25 protein-coding genes are annotated in these 23,020 nt (G+C 38.2%); 17 read left to right on the top strand and 8 right to left on the bottom strand.

Translation table 11 applies throughout. The features are described 5' to 3' along the window. Positions 1 to 16 precede the first annotated feature (16 nt). From B096_RS0104800 to B096_RS0104770, 7 genes are all read left to right on the top strand, one after another. Positions 17 to 913: a carbohydrate ABC transporter permease gene (locus B096_RS0104800; RefSeq protein WP_018579624.1), complete on the top strand. Its 897-nt coding sequence runs from the start codon at positions 17 to 19 to the stop codon at positions 911 to 913. A 13-nt stretch (positions 914 to 926) separates the two neighbouring features. Further along, positions 927 to 1,760: a carbohydrate ABC transporter permease gene (locus B096_RS0104795; RefSeq protein ID WP_018579623.1), complete on the top strand. Its 834-nt coding sequence runs from the start codon at positions 927 to 929 to the stop codon at positions 1,758 to 1,760. A 4-nt stretch (positions 1,761 to 1,764) separates the two neighbouring features. After that, positions 1,765 to 2,463 (top strand): N-acetylmannosamine-6-phosphate 2-epimerase, encoded by a 699-nt coding sequence (locus B096_RS0104790; protein WP_018579622.1) that lies wholly within the window; start codon positions 1,765 to 1,767, stop codon positions 2,461 to 2,463. Between the two features lie 12 nt (positions 2,464 to 2,475). Beyond that, positions 2,476 to 2,772 (top strand): hypothetical protein, encoded by a 297-nt coding sequence (locus tag B096_RS0104785; RefSeq protein ID WP_244264571.1) that lies wholly within the window; start codon positions 2,476 to 2,478, stop codon positions 2,770 to 2,772. Between the two features lie 183 nt (positions 2,773 to 2,955). Continuing rightward, entirely contained in the window at positions 2,956 to 3,453 is a 498-nt protein-coding gene (locus B096_RS0104780) for a DUF3307 domain-containing protein (RefSeq protein ID WP_018579620.1), read from the top strand. A 69-nt stretch (positions 3,454 to 3,522) separates the two neighbouring features. Continuing rightward, positions 3,523 to 3,945: a GNAT family N-acetyltransferase gene (locus B096_RS0104775; protein ID WP_018579619.1), complete on the top strand. Its 423-nt coding sequence runs from the start codon at positions 3,523 to 3,525 to the stop codon at positions 3,943 to 3,945. A gap of 74 nt (positions 3,946 to 4,019) precedes the next feature. Next, positions 4,020 to 4,637, top strand: a complete 618-nt coding sequence (locus B096_RS0104770) for a VanZ family protein (protein ID WP_018579618.1) — start codon at positions 4,020 to 4,022, stop codon at positions 4,635 to 4,637. An 18-nt stretch (positions 4,638 to 4,655) separates the two neighbouring features. Here the strand turns inward: B096_RS0104770 and B096_RS0104765 are convergent, their stop codons facing one another. Both B096_RS0104765 and B096_RS0104760 read right to left on the bottom strand, forming a co-directional pair. Further along, positions 4,656 to 5,072, bottom strand: coding sequence for a hypothetical protein (locus tag B096_RS0104765; RefSeq protein ID WP_018579617.1), 417 nt, complete (start codon positions 5,070 to 5,072; stop codon positions 4,656 to 4,658). Between the two features lie 86 nt (positions 5,073 to 5,158). Next, on the bottom strand, positions 5,159 to 5,683 hold the full coding sequence (locus B096_RS0104760; protein WP_018579616.1) for a signal peptidase II: 525 nt from the start codon (positions 5,681 to 5,683) through the stop codon (positions 5,159 to 5,161). A 334-nt stretch (positions 5,684 to 6,017) separates the two neighbouring features. Between B096_RS0104760 and B096_RS09935 the strand changes: the two genes are divergently transcribed. Both B096_RS09935 and B096_RS0104745 read left to right on the top strand, forming a co-directional pair. Next, positions 6,018 to 7,853 carry a restriction endonuclease gene (locus B096_RS09935; protein WP_018579615.1) on the top strand — a complete coding sequence of 612 codons (1,836 nt, stop codon included), beginning with the start codon at positions 6,018 to 6,020 and terminating at the stop codon, positions 7,851 to 7,853. A 70-nt stretch (positions 7,854 to 7,923) separates the two neighbouring features. After that, a complete protein-coding gene (locus B096_RS0104745) occupies positions 7,924 to 8,826 on the top strand; it encodes a hypothetical protein (RefSeq protein ID WP_018579614.1) in 903 nt (300 codons plus the stop codon). Positions 8,827 to 8,851: 25 nt separating this feature from the next. Here the strand turns inward: B096_RS0104745 and B096_RS0104740 are convergent, their stop codons facing one another. Together B096_RS0104740 and B096_RS0104735 are read right to left on the bottom strand one after the other, a co-directional pair. Further along, positions 8,852 to 9,061 (bottom strand): hypothetical protein, encoded by a 210-nt coding sequence (locus tag B096_RS0104740; protein WP_018579613.1) that lies wholly within the window; start codon positions 9,059 to 9,061, stop codon positions 8,852 to 8,854. A gap of 10 nt (positions 9,062 to 9,071) precedes the next feature. After that, a complete protein-coding gene (locus tag B096_RS0104735) occupies positions 9,072 to 9,485 on the bottom strand; it encodes a hypothetical protein (protein ID WP_018579612.1) in 414 nt (137 codons plus the stop codon). 98 nt (positions 9,486 to 9,583) lie between these two features. Here B096_RS0104735 and B096_RS0104730 point away from each other — a divergent pair, with 98 nt between their 5' ends. The 4 genes from B096_RS0104730 to B096_RS0104715 all read left to right on the top strand — a co-directional run bounded on the left by B096_RS0104730 (position 9,584) and on the right by B096_RS0104715 (position 15,466). Next, positions 9,584 to 10,759 carry a MalY/PatB family protein gene (locus tag B096_RS0104730; RefSeq protein ID WP_018579611.1) on the top strand — a complete coding sequence of 392 codons (1,176 nt, stop codon included), beginning with the start codon at positions 9,584 to 9,586 and terminating at the stop codon, positions 10,757 to 10,759. Between the two features lie 50 nt (positions 10,760 to 10,809). Next, the gene (locus tag B096_RS0104725; RefSeq protein WP_018579610.1) at positions 10,810 to 11,982 is read left to right on the top strand and encodes a BaiN/RdsA family NAD(P)/FAD-dependent oxidoreductase; all 1,173 of its coding nucleotides are present in this window, start codon (positions 10,810 to 10,812) and stop codon (positions 11,980 to 11,982) included. 129 nt (positions 11,983 to 12,111) lie between these two features. Further along, a complete protein-coding gene (locus B096_RS0104720) occupies positions 12,112 to 13,239 on the top strand; it encodes a hypothetical protein (RefSeq protein ID WP_018579609.1) in 1,128 nt (375 codons plus the stop codon). A gap of 91 nt (positions 13,240 to 13,330) precedes the next feature. After that, positions 13,331 to 15,466 (top strand): hypothetical protein, encoded by a 2,136-nt coding sequence (locus B096_RS0104715; RefSeq protein WP_018579608.1) that lies wholly within the window; start codon positions 13,331 to 13,333, stop codon positions 15,464 to 15,466. 331 nt (positions 15,467 to 15,797) lie between these two features. Here B096_RS0104715 and B096_RS0104710 read toward each other — a convergent pair whose 3' ends face one another. The 4 genes from B096_RS0104710 to B096_RS0104695 form a co-directional block, all read right to left on the bottom strand. Beyond that, positions 15,798 to 16,439: an RpiB/LacA/LacB family sugar-phosphate isomerase gene (locus B096_RS0104710; protein ID WP_018579607.1), complete on the bottom strand. Its 642-nt coding sequence runs from the start codon at positions 16,437 to 16,439 to the stop codon at positions 15,798 to 15,800. A gap of 77 nt (positions 16,440 to 16,516) precedes the next feature. After that, positions 16,517 to 17,311, bottom strand: a complete 795-nt coding sequence (locus B096_RS0104705) for a gluconate 5-dehydrogenase (RefSeq protein WP_018579606.1) — start codon at positions 17,309 to 17,311, stop codon at positions 16,517 to 16,519. Positions 17,312 to 17,324: 13 nt separating this feature from the next. Further along, a complete protein-coding gene (locus B096_RS0104700; protein ID WP_018579605.1) occupies positions 17,325 to 18,347 on the bottom strand; it encodes a sugar kinase in 1,023 nt (340 codons plus the stop codon). Between the two features lie 13 nt (positions 18,348 to 18,360). Further along, positions 18,361 to 19,338 carry a bifunctional 4-hydroxy-2-oxoglutarate aldolase/2-dehydro-3-deoxy-phosphogluconate aldolase gene (locus B096_RS0104695; RefSeq protein ID WP_018579604.1) on the bottom strand — a complete coding sequence of 326 codons (978 nt, stop codon included), beginning with the start codon at positions 19,336 to 19,338 and terminating at the stop codon, positions 18,361 to 18,363. Between the two features lie 272 nt (positions 19,339 to 19,610). Between B096_RS0104695 and B096_RS0104690 the strand changes: the two genes are divergently transcribed. The 4 genes from B096_RS0104690 to B096_RS0104675 are packed head-to-tail and all read left to right on the top strand — an operon-like array spanning position 19,611 to position 22,963. Next, positions 19,611 to 20,807, top strand: coding sequence for a glycoside hydrolase family 88 protein (locus tag B096_RS0104690; RefSeq protein ID WP_018579603.1), 1,197 nt, complete (start codon positions 19,611 to 19,613; stop codon positions 20,805 to 20,807). 14 nt (positions 20,808 to 20,821) lie between these two features. Continuing rightward, positions 20,822 to 21,310 carry a PTS sugar transporter subunit IIB gene (locus B096_RS0104685; RefSeq protein WP_018579602.1) on the top strand — a complete coding sequence of 163 codons (489 nt, stop codon included), beginning with the start codon at positions 20,822 to 20,824 and terminating at the stop codon, positions 21,308 to 21,310. A gap of 53 nt (positions 21,311 to 21,363) precedes the next feature. After that, the gene (locus B096_RS0104680; protein WP_018579601.1) at positions 21,364 to 22,161 is read left to right on the top strand and encodes a PTS mannose/fructose/sorbose/N-acetylgalactosamine transporter subunit IIC; all 798 of its coding nucleotides are present in this window, start codon (positions 21,364 to 21,366) and stop codon (positions 22,159 to 22,161) included. Next, positions 22,148 to 22,963, top strand: a complete 816-nt coding sequence (locus tag B096_RS0104675; protein ID WP_018579600.1) for a PTS system mannose/fructose/sorbose family transporter subunit IID — start codon at positions 22,148 to 22,150, stop codon at positions 22,961 to 22,963. The genes B096_RS0104680 and B096_RS0104675 overlap by 14 nt, the downstream gene beginning before the upstream one ends. Positions 22,964 to 23,020 lie beyond the last annotated feature (57 nt).

Here is a 23,020-nt window from a genome sequence, read left to right as displayed (position 1 = left end):
TTAGAAGGGGATATGTATGAAGGCATTAAAACAGAAAATTAGAAAGAAGCATATTGACACGAGTGGGTATTTATTTTTACTGCCCGCGTTATTATTCTTCGTAACATTCGTTTTATATCCCATGATCAAAGGGATTTACTTATCGTTTTTCAGATTTAGAGGACGCAATCAAGTCTTCTACGGTTTCAATCATTATACCAACTTAGTGCATGACGATATTTTCTTAAAATCCATGCGTAATACTGCAGTCATTACGTTAGTTGCGGTACCGATTGTTGTGATGTTGGCACTCTTCATTGCAATACATATCTATAATAAACACGCAGCTGTTCGTTCGTTTTTTAGAGGTGTATTCTATATTCCGGCTATTTCATCCGTTGTATCCATAACGGTAGTGTGGTTATGGATCTATAACCCGGATTTTGGAATCTTGAACTATATCTTAAAAAATGCAGGGCTTATTAATGAAAATGTACAGTGGCTCGGAAATTCTAAAACAGCGATTTACGCCATCATTGCCGTCTTAATTACGACAAGCTTGGGACAACCTATCATTCTGTATGTTGCGGCGTTAGGAAATGTTCCGGAAGAATTGCTGGAATCGGCACGTATTGATGGTGCAGGGAACTGGGTGGTATTCCGTAAAATTATTTGGCCGTTAATTAAACCTACGACGTTATACATTGTGGTTACTACAACCATTAATAGTTTCCAAATCTTTTCATTAATTCAATTAATGACGGCGGGTGGCCCAAACTATTCGACATCAACGGTAATGTATTTGGTTTATGAAACAGCGATTATTCTACAAGAATATGGAAAGGCGTCTGCGATGGGAGTGATTCTTGCAATCATTATTGCAATTATCTCTACATTACAATTTAAATTCTTATCGGATGACGTAAATTATTAGGGGGAGAATACACATGAAGTTTAAAAAATTTGGACTCTTTAATATCATTTCAATGATCTTCTTAGTAGCACTTACGATTTTCTTTATCTTTCCATTTTATTGGATTGCTTCGGGATCCTTTAAGTTGCAGGATGTGGCGATTGCCTTACCACCGGAGTGGTTTCCACTCAATCCAACATTGGATAACTATAAGTTGCTTCTGCAACCTTTAACGGCACGTTGGTTTTTCAACTCAGTTTTTGTATCCCTAACAACGACCTTACTTGTTTGTACCACGGCGTCGTTAGCTGGCTATGCATTGGCTAAGAAAAAGTTTCCAGGTGTTAAAGTTATCTTCGCAATCTTTATTGCGGCGATGGCTCTACCAAAACAAGTTATTTTGATTCCATTACTTCGTTTTATTACGGAGTTGGGATTGATGGATACCTATGCAGCATTGATCTTACCTGCAGTTGGATGGCCATTTGGGGTCTTCCTGATGAAGCAATTCTCTCATGCAGTTCCCGATTCCTTACTTGAATCTGCGGATATCGATGGTTGCAGCGAACTTAAAAAGTTTTGGCACATCGTGCTTCCAATCGTGAAACCTGGAATTGGTGCACTGGCAATCTTTACATTTATTTCTAGTTGGAATGATTACTTCTCTCAACTCGTCTTTACCAACTCCGAAGTTATGAAGACACTTCCACTAGGCCTTGCTTCCATGGCGCAGTCTGCAGAATTCTCATTAAACTACGGACTTCTAATGGCAGGGGCATTGCTTGCATCATTACCGATGATTGTTGTGTTCCTCTGTTTCCAAAGCTTCTTTACCCAAGGTGTTACAGTAGGTGCTGTGAAAGGATAGACATATGAAAAAGCATAGTATTTTTAAACAACTCGAGAAAGGTCTCGTCGTATCGTGTCAAGCACTTCCCGATGAACCACTCTATTGCGAAACTGGTGGTGTCATGATTTTGATGGCACAAGCCGCAGCGCGTGCTGGAGCGGTTGGGATTCGGGCCCAAGGGGTGACTGATATTAAACAAATCAAAGATGCCATCGATTTACCAGTGATTGGGCTCATCAAGAAACCTTATCCCAATTACGAACAATACATTACGGTTACCATGACCGAAATAGATGCCCTTATCGAAACAGGGTGTGATATCATCGCTTTGGATGCAACGCTTCGACCACGAGGCGATGGTAAGAGTATTGCGGAATTTATAGCTGAAATTAAACATAAATATCCTGATTGTATTCTCATGGGCGATATTTCGACTTTGGAAGAAGGGCTCCACTGTGAAGCAATTGGTATGGACTGTGTGGGAACAACACTGAGTGGTTATACGTGTTATTCACCACAACAAGAAGGTCCTGATTACCAGTTGATGATTGATCTCGTCGAGCAATTAACCATACCAGTTATTGCGGAAGGTAAAATTCATTCACCGGAAGCGGCACGTAAAGCAATTGAATGCGGCGTTCACTGTGTTACCGTTGGTGGAGCGATTACACGTCCGCAAGAAATAACCGATCGCTTTGTGAAAGCGATGCAAAACGCATAGAAAGGGGATTGGATGATGACACTAAGTCAACTTATTATTGGATGGTTCTACTATGGTCTAATTTATATGGGATTGTCCGTACTTGCAACATACCTTCTCAATAAAGTCATTACCAAACGATGGTTACCACCGTTAATCATTAATGCTGTAGCAATTCTACTATTACTAGGACTTGTTTCCAAAGGGCTGGTGCCTTCAAACCAACAAGCTTATGCGCTCTATTTTATTTACATGCCAGTTGTTGCTGCAAGTGCACTGTATAATGGTGCACTCAGCATCTTTGACCGGATACACATTTTCATGAAGTAATTCTCTAAAAAAGGCAACGTCACCATTTGCCTTTTTTTCTGTAAGTGCATCGATAGTCTTTTATACCATTTTTAAAATATTGCCAATACGGCCCCATTAAGACCGCTAAAATGTAATAAATACTTGATATTATTGCTCTATTTCATGTATACTCTAATGAAGTGGGAGAGATAGGAGCGTATTATGGTTAATTTATTTTTATGTTTTACCATTCTTCACATCCTTGCGGATTTTCATTTGCAACCCAATAAAATGTTTGAGAACAAGAGCTCATCATTTTCTTGGTTAGCAGGCCATATTGGAATTCACGCAATTGTGTTTGGGATTTTCGCAGTCATGTTTGATGGCGACGCTTTGATTTATGTAGAAGCAATGGTGTTTGTTCATTTTATCTTAGAGTTGATGAAGGCAATTCTAATTCAATGTGAATTAAACATCGTGCGTACACATTTGGGTCTTGTTGAAGGAATCAGTCAATTGATTCACTTAGCGATTCTCTACGGCTTTGCACAGTCCTTATTTACAAGCCAATATTTTACCGGGATTACGCAAATGCAAACTGTATTTGGCTTTGATGCAACGTTATTCTTAAGTATTGTTGTGGGAATCTTATTGCTGACACGACCAATTCAAGTATGGCTTAGAATCAAAAAAGGTTCACTTACATTTGTGAACGCATAACAGGCTTAGCCTGTTTTTTATTTATCTTTGTAGGATATTTTGATATAATCACCAAAAAGGAGTATAACCATGATACGAGCTACAACGGAACATGATTTACCAGCAATATGGAACTTAATGAATGTTTTAGAAGATGAGATTTTTCCATTTGAACCCTTTGCGTCTGCCTTTCAAGCAGTCTTGGAAAATCCTTATATGTTTGCCTTTGTTTATGAAGAACAGGGTAAGGTTGTGGGGTGTCTCAATATGCGTATTGATGTGCAATTGCATCATAGTGGTTTAATTGCGGAAATTAATGATTTGGTGGTGGACCCAGAGTGTCGATCAAAAGGGTATGGGGCTGCGCTTATTGATTTTGCAGAGGCGTTCGCAATTGATAAAGGTGCATTGCAATTTGAGCTCACAACCAATCAAAAACGTGCCCGTGCTCATGCGTTTTATCGTAGTCATGGTTTTGAAGCAACCCACTATAAATTTGTGAAACAGTTGTAATGGCACTACGGTCTTGGGCATTTGGAATGGATATGGTACAATAGCATTCAACGCAACCCGTTAAGGAGTTTTATGTGACACAACTTACGACATTTTTAAAAACATGGCTTGTTGCATTTCGCACACGCCCCGTCCAGTTAAATACCGGTATTGTTCTTTATTTTGCATTGTTTATCTTGCTTTATGTTACTTTTTTTCGTAAACAGGAACGTGCAAAGCGTGTTTTAAATATGTTGTTTTTTATCTACTTCTGTGGCGTGTTTGAGGTTGCTTTATTGCCCATTCCAATGAATGATAAACAAGTACTTGCCAATCAAGCAATGGAATTGGGATTACAATATAATACGCAACCCTTCTTTATGGATTTATTCCATTATCATTATTCAAGTTATATGGACTATTTAATTCCCAATATCATCATGTTGATTCCCTTTGGTTTTTTAATGAATTATAAATTGAAGGAACCCAGTTTTTTTAAAATAATAATGTTGAGTATGGCCTTTTCACTTTGTATAGAAATGACGCAACTCACCATGCAATTAACGCTGTTTACCCGACGGGTAGCGGATATTAATGATCTGCTTGCCAATACTTTTGGTGGCATGATCGGGTGGTCATTATACATTATATGTGCACCGCTCATTGAAAAAATCTTCGCCCTGATTCCAGAGCGAAGATCTCATAATATATAGACGCTCAGCGTCTTTTTTTTATTTCATTTGGTAAAGTTGGGACAGAATATTACGAACGCTTGTAATGAGACCATCGAGTTTACTGAGCGCTTTATTAATTTTTGTTTGAACCATGAAATCTGCAAGAAAACCATCCATAAAGTAATCTGCAAAGGTCCAAAAGCCATCAATGTCACCCAAGTCATCAAAGGTTGTGTGGATATCGCGTAATTCAGAACTAAAACGTTGCAGTAACATACGGGAATCATCCATATAGCGTTTCGCATCCTTAATACGATTATGTTTGATCATGGTTGCGAAAAAACCTCCACCCAACATATCATAGAGGCCCCAATGCGATGCCTTCTTAAGATATAAACGGGATTGTTCAAGCTGATAGAGGAGTTGTTCTCCTGCATTAATTGCTTCTTGAATTTCTTTATGTTGTTGATCCATATTGGTACCTCCATGTTTTGTAATTTGAGTATAGCTCATTTTTGCACCAATAATAAAAAAACGGTCTTAATGACCGTTTAAGCGTCCTAATTGACTGATTTCCGTAAGAATATGATTTCAGACAGACGTCCTTCATGATTAATAAGCATAGCACCAATCAGAGAAATGAGCCCAAGATCAAGAAATAAATCTTTTAAATCAAAGGCATAAATCTTTAAGGATTGGGTTGTATAGGCAATCCAATCTAAAGAACCACCCCAAAGGGTTTGGTCCAGAATTGATGCGAGGGTAGCACTTAAAATCAAGGCAAGACTGATCCGGTAGTGACTATCGAGACGACGGTTATCGATGCCGATATGATAGATTAAGTACATCACAATCATTACGAAGAGTGCACTTCGTATAAAGAGTGTCACATCATCAGAAATTGTGATGTGAAGTGTTTCTTTAAGCACGCCATTAATCCAACTCATATTTTGATTTAGATGTGGTTTAATTAATAACGAATCACCCCAAATATAAAGGGTTGCTTGATTAAAGGTTGATGCAACATAATACTTCGTTCCTTGATCAATACCCAAAAAAAGTATCACTAAAAGTATCGTTTTCATAATATCCCCCCATATAGGTTTAGTATAGAGTGTCGATGTGATAATTACGTGCAAAAAAACACTAAAGCGTAGTACTTTAGTGCCGTTTATGCGCCTTTAGTTAAATCAATATTATGTCGAAGTTTTTTTTGTTTGCCTCATCAAAAATGTTTTTATCTATATCGTTGTTTTGCACCTTGAGGTGGTTTGGTAAAGCTTTTAAAATTATGTGAACATTAAGTGAAACGACGCATAATATATTTAAATAATGCCCAATATATGACAGGTTGTTTGCGAGCTCTGACGGTATGTTTAAAAATTGATATAATAAGGAAAATATTTGTAGGGGAAGCATATGAAAAAGTTATCAAAAGTTTGGATTGGTTTCGCAATATTATGGGGTATTGGAGCATTCCAAGCCAGTGGGGAAAAGCGGCTTGAAAGTCTAGTGATGGTGTTATTGTTTAGTTCACTTTGGGTTGTGCATGAAGGGACATTTCGGCTTAAATTAGAATATGAAACACAAGATCCTTGGTATCATGAGTTACTAATGTCAGGCATCATGGTTATTATGATTTTACCGAATCGCACCATTACCACTTATTCAGAATTGGTGGGATTGATTGTATGGCTTGGGTTTCTGTGGTTTGTGTATCGCAAACTCTTTGGATACCGCATTCGTTATCGTCGAAAGCGACGGGCTGAAACGCAATCATCTCGAGAATTAAAACTGCCACGTTCACAGCATCATAAACGGTTCAAAAAAAAGAGGATTAAAACCGTAGAAACAAAACCGCAAACAGCAGTGGCAGATTTAGATCGGCTCATGCATCAGTTTGAGATGGAATACCAAGGAATGTCGGTATTTGGCCTTGCGCAAGTGGGGCACTTGTATGCCTATCATGAGAAGTTTGGCCTTGCAGAATATCCGATACACCAACTTGTTTTATCAATCTACTTTAATCAAAAGAAAACGAAGCACTTTCAGGCTTTTTATGAATCCATACGGTGGGAAGATGTTTCACGGTTTTTAAATAAAAATCTACAGCCGACGTTGAAAAAACAATTTGTCAAGGAGTACCAAGATAACCAAGAAAATTACAAATATAAACAAGCTTTTTTGACCTGTGATGAAGCCAGTATGATTTTGCTTGAGCGGACATTATATTTTAATGAAGCGAAAGGTAATCTAAAGTCTTTTTTAACGGGTCAGACACTCTCTGATAAAGTATTGATCTCAACCTTTGTTGCGTATGCGATTAATGCCGTCATTGTTTTAGATCGAATGGGAAAACGGGTATATCGATCGCATGAATTGGGAACCCTTCTTTATAATATGTGTGAACAGTTCGAAGATATCGATGACGTTTTTGAGAAGAGTAAGGAATTATTTATTGAGTTTTATCAAGAGCAATTACCAGGTGTTCGTGAGCGCCATTTTAAACTTGTGATTGCAAGTTTTTATGAGAACCAAGGCTTTTCTTTTATTGATTGGACCTATCAATCAACTGCAGACTTATCCCTCGGTTTAAATATGGAAAAAGTATTGCGTGAAAAAGCTCAGCAGGATGATTTTAAGAGTGCTTCTATCTGTTATGAATGCGGTATGATGGTTAAACAATCCCGTGATTTAAGTAAGGTGTCACCGTTAGATTTATTACGTTTTTCGGCGAGACTTACGGAGTTTGAATTATTCTATATTCAACAGTTTGACCGCAAAGAAAAAATCAAATTAAAAAACCGTTATTTGAACAATACCTTCGATGCGATTCAAAAAGAACGTGAGCAATTGCTTGATTTATCAGCATTGCAAACGGGGACAGATTTTGAACACTATCTTGAGCACTTATTTTCAATGTTTGCTTATAATGTGAAACATAGCGGAAGGTCTGGAGATCAAGGAGCAGACCTTGTTTTAACGCGGCCAGATGGTTTTAAATATACGGTACAAGCAAAATTTTATTCAAGTAAAGTTGGTAATAAAGCCATCCAAGAAGTCGTGGGATCGATTAAATACTATGGTGCTCAACAGGGTGTTGTCGTCACAAATAATATGTATACTCGCAGTGCATATAATCTTGCACGCGCGAATGGTGTCATTATCATTACAGGAAAAAAACTAAATCAATTACGTGAGCGTGCTTTGACCCATCCTGAACATGAATTTGTGGATGTCTTGGCGTCAATTTAAATTCGTGATGATTATCAAGGACGGAGGAAATGAAACTTGTTATAATGATATAAGTTAAAGGAGGACTTATATGCGACGTTTTAAATTTAAGTGGATGATTTTATTGTGTGCCATCATTCAAGCATGCTATTCATTTCTCTATAAGTCACCTGAATCCGGCCTCCCGATTGCAATCTTTACGATCTTAATTGCTTGGTTTCTTTTAGAATGCTATTTTGATATCTTAGATGTGAAACGCAAGGTGACCTTTCGATTGAGCGAACGTATTATTATCGCGAGTTCAGCGGTATTGATGCTCTTGGGGATTACAGGTGGTGATATACGCTATCTTTCACAATATCATTTGTTGATTTTTTCCACGCTGTGGGTAGGGCTACTTATTTTAAGTGCTCTATATCTTGTACATCAAGTTCCGGTAGACCCTAAAGTGCGTGTTTTAAAGCAATTTGTTGAACACATGAATCAAACCTCTGAATTTGGTCTTCAACGCATGCATACGGTTTACCAAGCGATGGTCTTAACGGCTCCATCTTTTCCTATTGATAATCTTCTACTGACGATTTATGCTGATCTGATATCAATTTCAACACTTGCGGATGCTCGTGATGAGGTGACATCGCCAAAACTGGAGCATTTTATGCGACACCATGTCGATTCGGAACTCTGTGAATCGCTCCTTCACCATCATGATCTTGAGGGGCATTTTGAAGGAATTGAAGAAATAATTTCGCAAACACTCTCCGATGTGGTTCATGACGGTACGTTTGAAGTAACCGGTTATTCTTCAATCTATATGCTGGCGGTGTTTGCATATGTCTTTAACGAAATACTCATTTTGGAACGGAATCAATTAAAAGATGTAAATTACCAAGTTGTCCGTGAAACGTATGATGAAGGTAAAAAAACGTATCACCGTTTAATCCATGGGAAAGACGCATTTGAAATCTTGCAGGCATTTCGTCAATCGCAATAAAAAACACTGTATTTTACAGTGTTTTTTATTGGCATTCGCGATAGACTAAAATAATTTCACGATCATAGTGTTTTGCTGTCCAACCCGCTAAACGCTCGCGCGAGGTCCGATTGGCATGTGAGTGGCCCAAATATTCAATCCCCTCTTGGTTCATAAATGATTCCATCTGTTTTAAAGCATCGGATGATTCATCATCAGAATTAACCTGGTCTTGAAAAACTTTAGTTTTAATCATAAAGCCTCCTTTAAGAATGATGATTAAGCGTTCTTAAAATCTTTTCAATACAACGTATCATTTCTTTGAGTGCTTCTTTTCCTTCGGCGATGTTCCCTTGCACCAGTAAGTCAAAATAAAGATTTTCAAAGAAATAACGTGAAACCAAAATAAAGGGTGTTGCATCAATGAATTGAGGTACCAAGCGCTCAAACTCATTGAGTTCACATTCAAATTGTTGCGAAAGATATTTTACATGAGCAAGATTCTCTTCGGCGGACTCAATTTTGTAGTGTTTGATATAGGTCATATAATAATTTCCACTTAATAAATCGAGCAAACCCCAGTTGTTAGCGCCATCCATGGTCGATAGTGCATTTTCAAGGGCAATCAGTAATTCATTTCCAACATCAATAATTTCATCTTTATTATGATTTTGTTGCATGATAATCACCTCTTATACTTGTATTATACCATAAGATTTTTGCTGTTATTCACACAACAATGTGAAGATGTTGTTAAAGTAGAGTGAAGGAGGGTTATATGGAACAATTTAAAACAATTCGCGATCGTTTAAACGATCGATCATACAAATGGATGGAGATGGATGCTAAGGCTCCCAATCACGGTGCAGCAGCATTTCCCTTTACAGTCGCTGATGTTGATATGCCACATCCTAAGGCGTTAACAGACGGTTTAAAGGATTATATTGACGATATGGTGTTTGGTTACACAGCACCAAGTCATGCGTACTACGAAGCTGTAATTGGGTGGTATGCACGTCGCCATCAATGGCATTTAGAAGCGGATTGGATTGTGAATGCACCCGGTGTTGTTGTTGCAATCAATAACGCTATCAAGACGTTTACGCAAGAGGGGGAAGGGATCATGATTATGACCCCGGTGTATTACCCCTTTAAGCGCAGCATTCAAAATTTAAAACGCGTTGTAGTGGAAACTTCTTTAGTCGAAGTGGATGACGCTATGGTAATTGATTTTAACGATTTTGAAACGAAAGCTGCAGATCCAAATACAAAAGTACTCTTGTTATGCAGTCCTCATAATCCTGTCGGTCGTGTTTGGAGCCGTCATGAACTTGAGCGTATTGCAGCGATTTGTAAAGCGCATGATGTGCTGGTCTTTTCAGATGAAATCCATGGTGACTTAATCATGCCAGGTTTTACCTTTATTCCGTTTGCATCACTCAGTGATCAAACCAAAGCGAATTCAATTACTTTTGCGTCAGCAAGTAAGTCATTTAATTTAGCGGGCCTACAAAATGCACACGTCATTATTCCAAACGAAGACCTTAGAATGCAATACACCGAACATGTAAGTCAAGACGGTATGTCGAATGATACAAATGTTTTGGGACTTGCGGCAACCCAAATTGCTTATACTGATTGTGAACCTTGGTTTGATGCCTTTGTTGCGCTGATTGCCGATAATCATCAATGTGTTAAAAATTTTGTTGAAGAACAAAAGTTACCCATTCGTGTTTTTCCTCTCGAAGGCACCTATTTACAATGGTTAGACTTTAATGCAATGGGTGTATCAGAAGAAACATTGATTGAATTGCTGACACATCATGATGTTTTTCTTAGTGAGGGGTCGAAATTTGGTGAAAATGGCCGTGGCTTTATGCGTATGAATTTAGCGTGTCCCCGTTCGATTCTGATCGATGGGTTGAAACGAATCCAATCTGCTATTCAAGAGTGATGATTTCATCACTCTTTTTATGTATAATAAGAGAAAGATTGGAGTAATGTATGAAAAATGTTGTTGTAATTGGAGGCGGACCATCGGGGATGATGGCTGCAATCTCTGCGAAAAAAAACCATCCCCATGCTCATGTTATTTTATTGGAACGAAATGAACGCTTGGGTAAGAAATTACGCATGACGGGCGGAGGGCGTTGTAATGTAACGGCCAATGTAAGTAATGAAGAAGTCATCAAGCATGTCCCTAAAAACGGGAAGTTTCTTTTCTCAAGTTTAACGAATTTCAATCCGCAAAACATTCAAGCATTTTTCCCGGAAAATGGTTGTCCTTTAAAAATCGAAGACCACCATCGTGTTTTTCCTGAAAGCAATAAATCACAAGATATTGTTGCAGCGTTAGACCGCAAGCTTGAAGCGTCCGGTGTGGAGGTTCACTTACATGCTTTTGTTACAGAAATTGATCCTAAAGCACAAGTTGTGGTGACGGAGACAGATCGCTTTAATTACGATCATTTGATTCTTGCTACTGGTAGTAGAACGCTACCTGGAACGGGTTCAGATGGGAATGGTTATGAATTATCTAAAACTTTGGGTCATTCCATTACAGACCTCGTACCGGCTGAGGTTCCTTTGGTTTCAAATGATGTCTTTGTTCAAGAGAAAACACTTCAGGGCTTATCATTTCACGACGTTACCATCCATGTGTATAAAGGAAAGAAAATCAAGCATAGTATTACTCATGATTTATTGTTTACGCATTTCGGTATTTCCGGACCTGCGGCATTGCGTGCTAGTTTTTATGTGATGCGTATTTTGGAAAAAGAAAGTCCTGTTCATCTAGCGATTGATTTTTTACCTAAGGTTACCTTGGAACAATTGCAAGCTTATGAAGATCTTGAGACGTCGGTCCAAGAACAAGGGATTCCCAAGCGTCTTATTGCTTATTTCAAAACGTTTTGTAAGAACGACCATGAAATGATTCAAACTTTAAAAGCATTTCCGATGACAGTTTATGCGACCCGAGGATTTGCACATGCCTTTGTTACAAATGGCGGTGTAAATCTCAAAGAAATTGATCCTAAAACAATGCGATCTAAAATTAATCCTACCATTTCATTCTGTGGTGAGTTGATGGATTATAATGCTTATACTGGAGGCTTTAACATTACTTCCGCATTTTCGACGGGTTATACTGCAGGACTTTATGCTTTAGAAGATTAGCACACTCATGTGTGCTTTTTCTTTGTCATAAGGTGTACTTATCACTGACATCAAAAGTGTTCATTTAGGACAGTATATGGGTACAATCTCAATTCATTCCATGCTATTATTAAACAAAGAGGAGGTTCTATGTCAGAAAATAAACAAAATATCCGAAAAGCTGAACACAAACCATCTAAAGTTGAGGAAACGGAGAACTATGTTCCTGATGAATCGGCTAAGAATCGGACCCGTCTAATTATTACGCTCCTAGTGATTGGTTTTATTGGGGTTGGTGGTTATTTTTTGTGGGACCATATTTATCGTGAAACGGAAATTGATCCGTTTGCGAATGTGAATGTTCGTTTTCAAGGCGAAGGGGATGGTGCCTTTGGAATGATTGAAATCAATAAAAAACTGATTGAATCGGATCCGCAATTAAACCGTGTTCATAAGGCGATTAAGTACACGTTAGAACCAAACTATAATTTAAAAAAGGGCGATCGTGTTGTTTTATCTGCAAAGGTTCCGGAATCAACGCAACGTTTTATGGAATCTAATAAATTGGTGTTTACTGAGACGAAAAAGGTTTATATTGTCCAAGAAATCCATAATGAAATTGTTTTCGATCCTTTTGATGGGATTAAGTTAATTTATAGCGGTTCTAATGGGGAAGGTGTAGCGGAAGTCGACATCACGAATGTATCAGTTCCAGATGATATCACGGCCCAACTGCTTCCAATGTTGGATTACTCCATAATAAATTCAAACGAGCTCTCCATTGGTGACTCTGTGACTGTGTCTGTTAAACCGACGTCATCTGGGAAAGCCTTTATGAATGAACATCAGATTATTTTAGCGCAAACAAGTATGGCATTTGATGTAGACGCACTTGCGAAGGTGCCTAAAGATTATGACCAGATTAATATTCTCGATAGCCTTAAAATGTCCGCTCAAAAACGTGTGGAAGATTCCTTGGCGACAGCTGTTAAGGAGATGTATGTATGTTATGGGGTTCTACCTAAAAATATAGCCAATGCCCAAGATAAAGATACGAAGCATCCATATGTTAATGGGACGTTGATGATGGTTTATCAATATCAAGTGAATCAGCGTGAATTTGCGATTGCATCAGGTTATACCAATTTAATGTTAAAGGGAAATGAAATTGATGAGGAACTCTATGTTCCGATGCAACCCGTGTCGGTGCAACAAACATTAGAACACGTCTTGCTTGAGATGCAAGATAATAATTTAACGTGTTCGCCAACACCTTAATGCCTTCGGGCATTTTTTTTTGTATAAATGGTTTTTATTTAAGATAGTTTAAAATTTTACGATGATATAATTGCCGGGAAAGGAGCAAGTAATGAAATTTAAAACGATCATATTATCGATTACGGTCATATGTGTGACTGTATTTTTACCTGTTACAGCGTCAGCCTCTTATGATGAAGAAGTGAAGGATTATCTCTTAAAGAAGTATGATATTAGTGCTTCAAGTTATCGTCCGGTGATTCAAGTGTTTGAGGATGGATCGAGATCATTTGTCTGCGATAAAATTGAGTTAGATTATTACTATACGCTGTTACAAGATGATTTGGATGAAGGCATCGACAATTATCAAAACTATGCCTACCTTATTGATACAAGTCGCGAAGAACCGGTCGTGCGAACAAACCGCTATGACATGAAAGGGGTATTGAGACCCAATAAAATTACAATGCCAATTTTGGATGTGTCTAGACCGAAACGATTCCCTTTTAAAGTTCGTAGTTTAAAGAAAAATGTGGGACTTACGCAGTGGTACATTGATGTAAATGATGATTTTAAGGGGCTTCATCCTCACGGAAAAGGAATGGTAGGTTATGATATTTATTTAAGTCCATTCCAAATGGAAAATGATGATCATAATAATTTGATTTTTAAAGAAATTGTTGATGTTGAAGTGTCCGTAATACGTCCAATAGAAGGAAAAGAACCCGAGATTAGGCGTTATTCACTTTCAAAAACAAAGCCGAAAATTCAATTTGAAGGTGGTACACTTGAAGTTACTTCGGAAGGTGATATGAAACGTATACGTCTTAAAGACGAAGGACGTTTTGGCTACGGACAATTAAAGTTTGAAGTGGAAGGTAGCAGCGCTACAATTGCGAAAGATCCAAGTAAACCTCTTAACAACCTCACCATGGGTGTGCGAGGCCGTTTTGAAATCTTTGACCAAAGGCAACCCGCGCGCTCTTTTGAGCAATTAGAAGATGTGATAATCCCTGAGATCCCAAATACAGCGATGAATACCATGATGCATCACGTGTATAGTGATGATCGTTTACCTCATTGTAGTTTGGAAAATCTTAAGAAAAAATATGATGATCGAATGATGCAGCGCATCGATACAATTATTGCGCGATTTAATCAGTTACCCAACGAAGAACGAGAAGCCTTAAGAGCGCAATATAACGTCAAAAACAAACAAGAACTGGAGGAATTGATTGATCACTATGATTTGAATATATATCCTTTTAAACAACGTGACACCATTAGTATGAATTCAACAGTTTCCAAAAGTCACAACGAACCAAAACCATCCGATAAACAAAATTTAAGTCCAGTGGTTGCAAAACAAGATAACCCAGATACCGATTCAAAAGCCAAACATACTGAACCGGTAGTGGAAGTTACCGGTGAATTGGACTCTGCGAAGGCTCGTGAGGAACAATTACAGCCCGCGATAAATGGAGTTGAAACTAAAACTGAAGTGGAAGAAAAGGTGGAAAATGCGTTGAATACACAGAAGGAGAGCGATAAGGAACAGGCTGTAAAGCAATCCCTTGATGAAACTCAACCGGATGCCTCCAAGCAATCGGTTAAAGAGGTCCTATCAAATCGTGAACAATCAAACACAAATACTACCAAGCCAGTATCAGACGAGATTGAACCGAAGGTTGTCGTTGATAAGAAAGCAGAAATACTAACTCAAAGACTACATCCAGAAAAACGTACGCCATCTGTAAAGGAAGTGTTCCAGTCCCAAGCTGCTAAACAGACGGTGCAAGAGAAACCAAACTTCAATACAAAAATAACGTCGAAGGATTTATCCTACAATACGGAATCTGTAAGATCGGTGGTGGAACGTGCTGCAGTAACACCAATATCAACTGCAAACAAGGATGGTCTTGAACAGCCAACAAACTTCGAAAATCGAGTCTATGAGACGAATGATGTTTCTGAAATACGTGCGGAGGTCTTACAAGAAGACTTGCCACGTAATCAAGGAGCGAGCCTTGATCGTCATGTGATGGCTGAAAATAAAATTACAAATCCAGTAACTGAAATGACTTTAGAGCCGATAAAACCTGAATATAGGGAGTCAGAAGGCGTAGTTACAACTCAAATAGAAACGCCAATACAGCAGGAATTACCGCATACAGGTGTAACAGAAACATCCACATGGCTCTTAGGAAGTATTCTCTGTATTTTAGGAATGGTATTACGCCGAAAATAAGAAAAAGACCCAGGAAGCAGGGTCTTTTTCTTATTTATTATATTATAGTAGTTTCAATCTAAGACGGGATATAGATGAAACCATTGCGCTTACCGATAGCAGCATAAATTAAGGAAGAGAGACGATAAACGTCGTGCTGCTATCAAATGAAGAGGACCTAATTATATCGGAGAACTAGGCCTCTTTAACCTTCTACGATTGGAAGCCAGTAGAAGGGCACTGAAATGTGATAAAGGAGAAATTACAAGTTGTAAGACACAGTTTCAGTGTGTGATTTGGAGAAAATTTGAATACGAATCGTTTGTGGAGTCTTCGTATTGTCATTATTTTATTAAGCAGCTAAAACTGATTTAAGGTATTCAGCGATTTCTGCATCTTGACAGCTTTCAAAGAATAATTCTTTGAATTCAGGGTAGTCAATTGTTTCTTTTAAGAAGTCTTGATCGATTTCTTTAAGGATTTTAATTAATGGTTGGTGTGTAACTTTTTTAACACCGTCTAAGATTTTTTTGTTGCGTTGTTCAGGGATAACGCGATCTTTAGGGTATCCACCACCGAATGGTTCTGAGAATAATTTTTCAAATGTGTAGTTAAGGTTTAATTCGCCACCCCAACCGAAGCCTTGTGCAAATGGCATTGCAATACAGTTACCATCATTTACTTGACCGAATAGGTAAGCATCTAAAGGATCTGTAACGTGTCCACAAAGTACATTTGGGAATGAGTTACATGCTAACATAGCACCTTGACCTGTTCCACAACCTGTAACAACAAAGTCTACAGCTTTTGTTGTTAATAAGATTGAAGCAAGAAGTCCATTTTTAACATATGTTAATTGGTGTTCTTGTTCTCCGTTGTACATACCGTAGTTTACAACTGTGTGTCCAGCTTTTTCAGCTTCTTGTGTTAGTGATGCTAAGATAATTCCGTTTTTAGCAGCTTGTGAGTTTTCGTTAATTAATGCAATTTTCATTGATAGTCCTCTTTCTAATAATCCACGTGGTGTGTCCACCACGTGGCGTTCGATTCATGTTGTAATAGGTTGCTTAATTATGCTGGTTGTTTACCAATATAAGCTAAGATACCACCGTCAACGTAAAGGATGTGTCCGTTTACGAAGTCTGATGCTTCAGAAGCTAAGAATACAGCAGGTCCCATTAAATCTTCAGGTTTACCCCAACGTGCAGCGGGTGTTTTTGAAATAATAAAGCTGTTGAATGGATGTCCATCAACGCGTAATGGAGCTGTTTGAGGTGTTTCAATATAACCAGGTCCAATTCCATTACATTGAATATTGTGTTCACCGTATTCTGATGCAATATTCTTAGTAAGCATTTTTAGTCCACCTTTAGCGGCAGCATAAGCACTTACAGTTTCACGTCCAAGTTCACTCATCATTGAACAAATGTTAATGATTTTACCGTGACCTTTTTCGATCATTGAAGGAAGAACAGCTTTTGACATAATGAATGGTCCGTTAAGATCGATGTCAATAACTTGACGCCAGTCTTCAACTGACATTTCGATCATTGGAACACGTTTGATGATACCAGCGTTATTTACGAGGATATCAATTGTTCCGACTTCTTCTTCAATTGTTTTAATTAATGCTGTAACTTGTTCTTCATTTGTTACATCACATACGTAACCATGAGCTTTAATACCTTCTGCTTCGTATGCTGCAAGTCCTTTGTCTACAAGTTCTTGATTAATATCGTTAAATACGATTGTTGCACCTGCTTCAGCATATCCTTGAGCTAAAGCAAATCCAATACCGTATGATGCTCCTGTTACAAGAGCGATTTTTCCGTCTAAACGGAAGTTTTCCATTTTAAAGTTACTCATATTAATTCCTTTCCTATCGTTGTACACGACCTGAACCGTCACCTTTAGCAAGTGTTTCCACTTCCTGAACTGTGACACGGTTATAGTCACCCTCAATGGAGTGTTTTAAGCAGCTAGCTGCTGTTGCGAATTCAATTGTATCTTGAGGTGCGTAGTCATTAAGCATTGAATAGATTAATCCAGCACCGAATGAGTCACCACCACCAACGCGGTCTACAATGCGAACATTATATTTTTTTGAGAAATATGCTTGATCGCCAGTATAAAGCATGGTTGACCAATTGTTATCACTTGCAGAGATGCTTTCACGTAATGTGATAGCAACCGCTTTAAAATTAAAGCGCTCGTGTAGTTGTTTTGCAACATCAATATAACCATCGTGATTGATTTCACCAGTAGTGATATCAGTATTTGAAGCTGAGATACCAAATACATCGTGTGAATCTTCTTCATTTGCGATGACAACATCAACAAATTCCATTAATTCACCCATTGTTTTGTTTGCTTGCTCATTACTCCATAATTTCTTACGGAAGTTTAAGTCGCAACTCACAGTTAAACCATGTTTTTTCGCTGCTTTTGCGGCTTCAATTGTGATTGCAGCTACGTTTTCACCTAATGCTGGTGTGATTCCTGTTGTATGGAACCAGTCATAGCCTTCAAATATTGCATCCCAGTCAAAATCTTCGGGTTTTGCTTCAGCGATTGCTGAGTGTGCGCGGTCATAGACAACTTGACTTGCACGTTGTGAAGCACCTTTTTCAAGGAAATAGATTCCGACACGATCACCACCACGTGTGATTTTGCTTGTATCAACACCGTAACGACGGAGGTCGTTTACAGCGTTTTGCCCAATCGCATGGGTAGGTAATTTTGTAACAAATGCTGCGTCCACACCAAAGTTTGCAAGTGAGACGGCAACGTTTGCTTCACCACCACCGTAAGTCGCTTGATATTTATCAGCTTGCGAGAAACGGAGGTAACCTTCTGGAGCGAGGCGAAGCATAATTTCTCCAAATGTAATTACTTTTTTCATTTATAATACCTCTCTACATCTTCACGTCAGGATTAATCAAATGAATGGCAAATCCTGCGATTTCTTTATCTAAGTATGCAAAGTTGATTTTGTTTGTTTTTTTATTACGTGTAATCGTATCTTCAATAACATGGATTCCTTTTTTCTCTAATTGATAGAGCGCACGTTCTGGGTAAGGTGTGTAAATTCCAAAGTGTCCGTGTTCGCCACGTCCTACTGTGTTGAGGAATTCAAAACCACGGCCTGCGAAATGACTCTTAGGTTTTCCATAATATTTAAATCCAAACAAATTACATATTACTTCAGCATTTTCTTTGGCTTCTTCACTAGTGTTGTTATTGAAACCAATATGAATTAATTCATATGATAACAATGCGTCTACTGCTTCACGGCTTAGGCGCTCAATAGTTTCCCAATCTTTAGCTGCAATTGCATCTGCAGGTAACATAAAGCTACCGCCGATTGCGTTAATGCAAGGTAAAGCTAAGTAATCATGCATGTTCTTAGCGTTAATACCGCCTGTTGGCATAAATGTAATGCCAGCATATGGAGCACTGAGATCTTTAATTTTCTTAGCACCACCACTTGATTCTGCAGGGAAGAACTTAACATTTGTCAATCCGTAAGAGATTGCTGTTTCAAGTTCTGATGCTGTAGAAATTCCAGGTAAGATAAGAACATCATTTTCAACACACCATTTCACAACGTCATGATTAAATCCAGGTGTCACAATGAACTGAGCCCCAGCCTTGATTGCAGTTTCGGCTTGGGAAACAGATGAGACAGTACCAGCTCCAATTAACATATCTGGTAATTCTTTAGCGATGATTTCGATACCTGGTAATGCAAATTCACTACGGAATGTGATTTCCATGCAATCGATGCCACCGTTATAAAGTGCAGTTGCCATTGGCAATGCATCTTCGATTTCAGTTATTTTAACTACGGGAACGATACCGATTTTTTCAATTCTATTTAATACTTCACTCATATAGTAGTCTCCCTTTTTTTTTGACCAATGTCCAGTCGGTCTCTAGCAAACCAGCTAACACCATAATAGGTCAGTAAACCGGTTTTGTCAACTGGTTTACTAAAAAATTCAGGTTTTGCCTATATATAAGGACTGATTTGTGAAAAAAATGGTAATTTCACATGAAAGCGGTTAGATTTATTCAAAAAAACCGTTGACACGAGAAAAATCAAGGGCTATAATGCGTATGTCCAGTAAACCAGTTTATAAACGTTTTTCAAGGAGGTACTTACATGGAAAAGCATATTAAGCAAGTGACCATTGAGCCAATCCGCGATATGGATACATTCAAGACAGCAACACTGCTTACAAAAGAAGAAGTGAAGCAAGCGATTGAAGATACCATTAAGAAGATTGATCTTAATATGGAGCACATTGGTGAGCGCTTCCCATGGTCAGCAACAAAAGATCTAAAGTATCCGATCATCGATAATATCGAGTGGACGGACGGCTTTTGGACCGGTCTATTGTGGTTGGCATATGAATACACAGGTGATGAAAAGTATCGTGAGCTCGCAGATAAAAATGTTGATTCTTTCCACCATCGTGTTGTAAATGATATCGAAATCGATCACCATGATCTTGGATTCTTATATTCATTGTCATGTGTGGCAGGTTACAAGTTAACAGGTTCTGAAAAAGCGAAAGAAGCGGCTATTCTAGCGGCTGATAAGCTCATTACCCGTTGGCAAGAAAAGGGAGAATTTATACAAGCCTGGGGCGAGTATAACAATCCTGAGCATTACCGTTTCATTATTGATTGCTTATTAAACATCCCATTATTATATTGGGCAACAGAAGTAACGGGCGATAAGAAATATGCTGATATAGCAGAACGTCATTTCTACACAAGTTGTAAATACGTAATTCGTGATGATGCAAGTGCATTCCACACATTCTACATGGATCCTGAAACAGGTGGTCCAGTACGTGGTGCAACTCGTCAAGGTTATAACGATGATTCATCCTGGGCAAGAGGCCAAGCTTGGGGAATCTATGGAATTCCATTAAACTATCGTTATACACATGAAGATGAAGTGTTCCCACTGCATGAAGGAATGACTAATTATTTCTTAAACCGTTTACCTAAAGATTACGTATGTTATTGGGATCTTATCTTCACAGATGGTGATGACCAATCACGTGATTCAAGTGCAGCAGCAATTGCTGTATGCGGTATGTTAGAAATGATTAAATATATGAAGAATGATGAACTTAAAACCGTGTATGAGGGAGCATCACACACTATCTTAAGATCATTAATCAACAACTACACAAAAACAACACATGAACCAGGAAATCCAGTGCTTTATCACGGTGTCTATTCATGGCACAGTGGCAAAGGTGTGGATGAAGGAAACATTTGGGGAGACTACTATTATTTAGAAGCCCTCATGCGCCTTTATAAAGACTGGGAATTGTATTGGTAAGAAAGAGGTAAATTATGAGTACTCCAAATATTGTAATGACACGTATCGATGAACGTCTCGTTCACGGTCAAGGTCAGCTTTGGATTAAATCACTAGGCGTTAACACCGTTATTGTGGCTAATGATGAAGCGGCACAAGATGTCATGGCTCAAACACTTATGAAAACTGTAATTCCAAAATCAGTTGCAATGCGTTTCTTCCCCGTTGACAAAGTTATCGAAGTTATTCATAAAGCGTCCCCACAACAATCAATTTTCTTAATTGTTAAGGATACAAAAGATGCTTTACGTTTAGTTGAAGGTGGTGTTCCAATCTCAGAGATCAATATTGGAAACATTCACAATTGCGAAGGCAAAGAAAAAGTTACACGTTCAATCTTCTTAGGTGAAGAGGACAAAGACTGCCTCAGAAAAATGGTAGCGAAAGACATTACTTTCAATACTCAAACAACACCTAACGGTGGAGACGGTGCAGCACCAGTTGACATCCGTAAATATATTTAAGCACTAAGGCAATAACTATTTATTTATAAAAGGAAAAGAGAGGAATTTTAATAATGAATATTACATTATTTCAAGCCATACTAATCGGTCTATGGACTGCATTCTGCTACGCAGGTATGTTATGGGGTATTTACTCAAACCGTTGCTTATTCTTAGCATTCGGTGTTGGTTTAATCTTAAACGGAAGTCACCCAGGTGCACTTCAAATTGCTTTACAAGTAGGTGCTATTTCTGAATTAGCATTTATGGGATTCGGTGTTGGAGCCGGAGGAACTGTTCCACCTAACCCAATCGGTCCTGGTATCATCGGTACATTAATGGCGATTACAAACCCATCAATTACACCTGAAAGTGCATTAGCATTATCAATTCCATTTGCTGTTGCAATTCAATTCTTACAAACATTTATCTATACAATTCGTGCTGGAGCACCTGAAAGTGCAGCGAAAGCTTTAGAAAATAAAGACTTCAAAAAATTCCGCATGTCTACAAACTTAACAGTTGTATTATTCGCAATCGTAGGATTCCTATTAGGATTCTTAGGTGCTTACAGTATGGAACTTCTAACACAACTTGTTGGATTAATTCCAGAATGGTTATTAAAAGGTCTAAACGTAGCCGGTGGAATGTTACCAGCCATTGGATTTGCAATGATCTTATCTGTAATGGTTAAGAAAGAACTTATCCCATTCGTAATCTTAGGTTACGTATGTGCAGCTTACTTCCAATTACCAGTTATCGGTATTGCATTAGTAGGTGCTATCTTTGCAGTAAAACAATACAATGATTCACAAAACACAGTAAATGTATCAGGAACAGAAGTGGAGGCAGGTAACGATGACTGGATCTAATAAATTAACGAAAAAAGATTATTTCAAAACAACAGCTCGTTCATACTTTTTACAAAATGGATTTAACTATAGTAACTACCAAGGTCTTGGTTATGCTTTAGTTCTATACCCAGCTTTACGAAAAGTACATACAAACGACGATGATTTCGCAGCAGCACTGAGTGCAAACTGTGAATTCTATAACACAAACCCTCAATTACTTCCTTTCATTACATCATTACACTTAGTAATGGCTGATGAAGGACGTCCTGAGTCAGAAATTCGTCCAATTAAGATGGCTTTAATGGGTCCTCTTGCTGGAATCGGTGATTCATTATCACAATTCGCAATCGCACCATTATTCTCAACAATCTTTGCATCACTTGCAATGGATGGTGTTACAATTGCTCCTGTATTATTCTTAATCACAATTAACGCTGTATTATTCGGTATTCGTTACGGAATGGGTGTTTATGGTTATAAAGTTGGTACAAGTATTATTGATAAATTAAGCGAAAAGATGGAACAAATTTCAACAGCAGCAAACATTGTTGGTGTTACCGTTATTTCAGGTCTTGCAGCTACATTTGTTAAGATGAAAGTTGATATTTCATTCGCAGCTGGAGAAATCCAAGAAGGTGTTAAACAATCAACAGTTAACATCCAAGGTCTTTTAGACAAAGTTGCTCCTGCGCTTCTACCAATGCTTTATACAGGTTTAATGTACTACCTAATTAAGAAAAAAGGTTGGAACACATACAAACTTGTTATTCTTACAGTAGTACTTGGTGTTGCCTTAAGCTTCTTCGGAATCTTAGCTTAGTATTTAACTTTAGAGAGCTACTTCGTTAAGTAGTTCTCTTTTTTTCATAAGGAGAAC

The sequence above is a fragment of the Erysipelothrix tonsillarum DSM 14972 genome, assembly GCF_000373785.1.
Classification (GTDB): Bacteria; Bacillota_I; Bacilli_A; order Erysipelotrichales; family Erysipelotrichaceae; genus Erysipelothrix; species Erysipelothrix tonsillarum.
This window is presented reverse-complemented; position numbering and strand designations above follow the sequence as displayed.

Coding starts and splice junctions, on each gene's coding strand:
- B096_RS09935 (WP_018579615.1), top strand. CDS start 6,018: ATGAAAAAGTTATCAAAAGTTTGGATTGGTTTCGCAATATTATGGGGT.
- B096_RS0104730 (WP_018579611.1), top strand. CDS start 9,584: ATGGAACAATTTAAAACAATTCGCGATCGTTTAAACGATCGATCATAC.
- B096_RS0104705 (WP_018579606.1), bottom strand. CDS start 17,311: ATGAGTAACTTTAAAATGGAAAACTTCCGTTTAGACGGAAAAATCGCT.
- B096_RS0104715 (WP_018579608.1), top strand. CDS start 13,331: ATGAAATTTAAAACGATCATATTATCGATTACGGTCATATGTGTGACT.
- B096_RS0104685 (WP_018579602.1), top strand. CDS start 20,822: ATGAGTACTCCAAATATTGTAATGACACGTATCGATGAACGTCTCGTT.
- B096_RS0104695 (WP_018579604.1), bottom strand. CDS start 19,338: ATGAGTGAAGTATTAAATAGAATTGAAAAAATCGGTATCGTTCCCGTA.
- B096_RS0104775 (WP_018579619.1), top strand. CDS start 3,523: ATGATACGAGCTACAACGGAACATGATTTACCAGCAATATGGAACTTA.
- B096_RS0104725 (WP_018579610.1), top strand. CDS start 10,810: ATGAAAAATGTTGTTGTAATTGGAGGCGGACCATCGGGGATGATGGCT.
- B096_RS0104675 (WP_018579600.1), top strand. CDS start 22,148: ATGACTGGATCTAATAAATTAACGAAAAAAGATTATTTCAAAACAACA.
- B096_RS0104790 (WP_018579622.1), top strand. CDS start 1,765: ATGAAAAAGCATAGTATTTTTAAACAACTCGAGAAAGGTCTCGTCGTA.
- B096_RS0104745 (WP_018579614.1), top strand. CDS start 7,924: ATGCGACGTTTTAAATTTAAGTGGATGATTTTATTGTGTGCCATCATT.
- B096_RS0104785 (WP_244264571.1), top strand. CDS start 2,476: ATGATGACACTAAGTCAACTTATTATTGGATGGTTCTACTATGGTCTA.
- B096_RS0104760 (WP_018579616.1), bottom strand. CDS start 5,683: ATGAAAACGATACTTTTAGTGATACTTTTTTTGGGTATTGATCAAGGA.
- B096_RS0104710 (WP_018579607.1), bottom strand. CDS start 16,439: ATGAAAATTGCATTAATTAACGAAAACTCACAAGCTGCTAAAAACGGA.
- B096_RS0104740 (WP_018579613.1), bottom strand. CDS start 9,061: ATGATTAAAACTAAAGTTTTTCAAGACCAGGTTAATTCTGATGATGAA.
- B096_RS0104700 (WP_018579605.1), bottom strand. CDS start 18,347: ATGAAAAAAGTAATTACATTTGGAGAAATTATGCTTCGCCTCGCTCCA.
- B096_RS0104765 (WP_018579617.1), bottom strand. CDS start 5,072: ATGGATCAACAACATAAAGAAATTCAAGAAGCAATTAATGCAGGAGAA.
- B096_RS0104780 (WP_018579620.1), top strand. CDS start 2,956: ATGGTTAATTTATTTTTATGTTTTACCATTCTTCACATCCTTGCGGAT.
- B096_RS0104680 (WP_018579601.1), top strand. CDS start 21,364: ATGAATATTACATTATTTCAAGCCATACTAATCGGTCTATGGACTGCA.
- B096_RS0104795 (WP_018579623.1), top strand. CDS start 927: ATGAAGTTTAAAAAATTTGGACTCTTTAATATCATTTCAATGATCTTC.
- B096_RS0104690 (WP_018579603.1), top strand. CDS start 19,611: ATGGAAAAGCATATTAAGCAAGTGACCATTGAGCCAATCCGCGATATG.
- B096_RS0104800 (WP_018579624.1), top strand. CDS start 17: ATGAAGGCATTAAAACAGAAAATTAGAAAGAAGCATATTGACACGAGT.
- B096_RS0104720 (WP_018579609.1), top strand. CDS start 12,112: ATGTCAGAAAATAAACAAAATATCCGAAAAGCTGAACACAAACCATCT.
- B096_RS0104735 (WP_018579612.1), bottom strand. CDS start 9,485: ATGCAACAAAATCATAATAAAGATGAAATTATTGATGTTGGAAATGAA.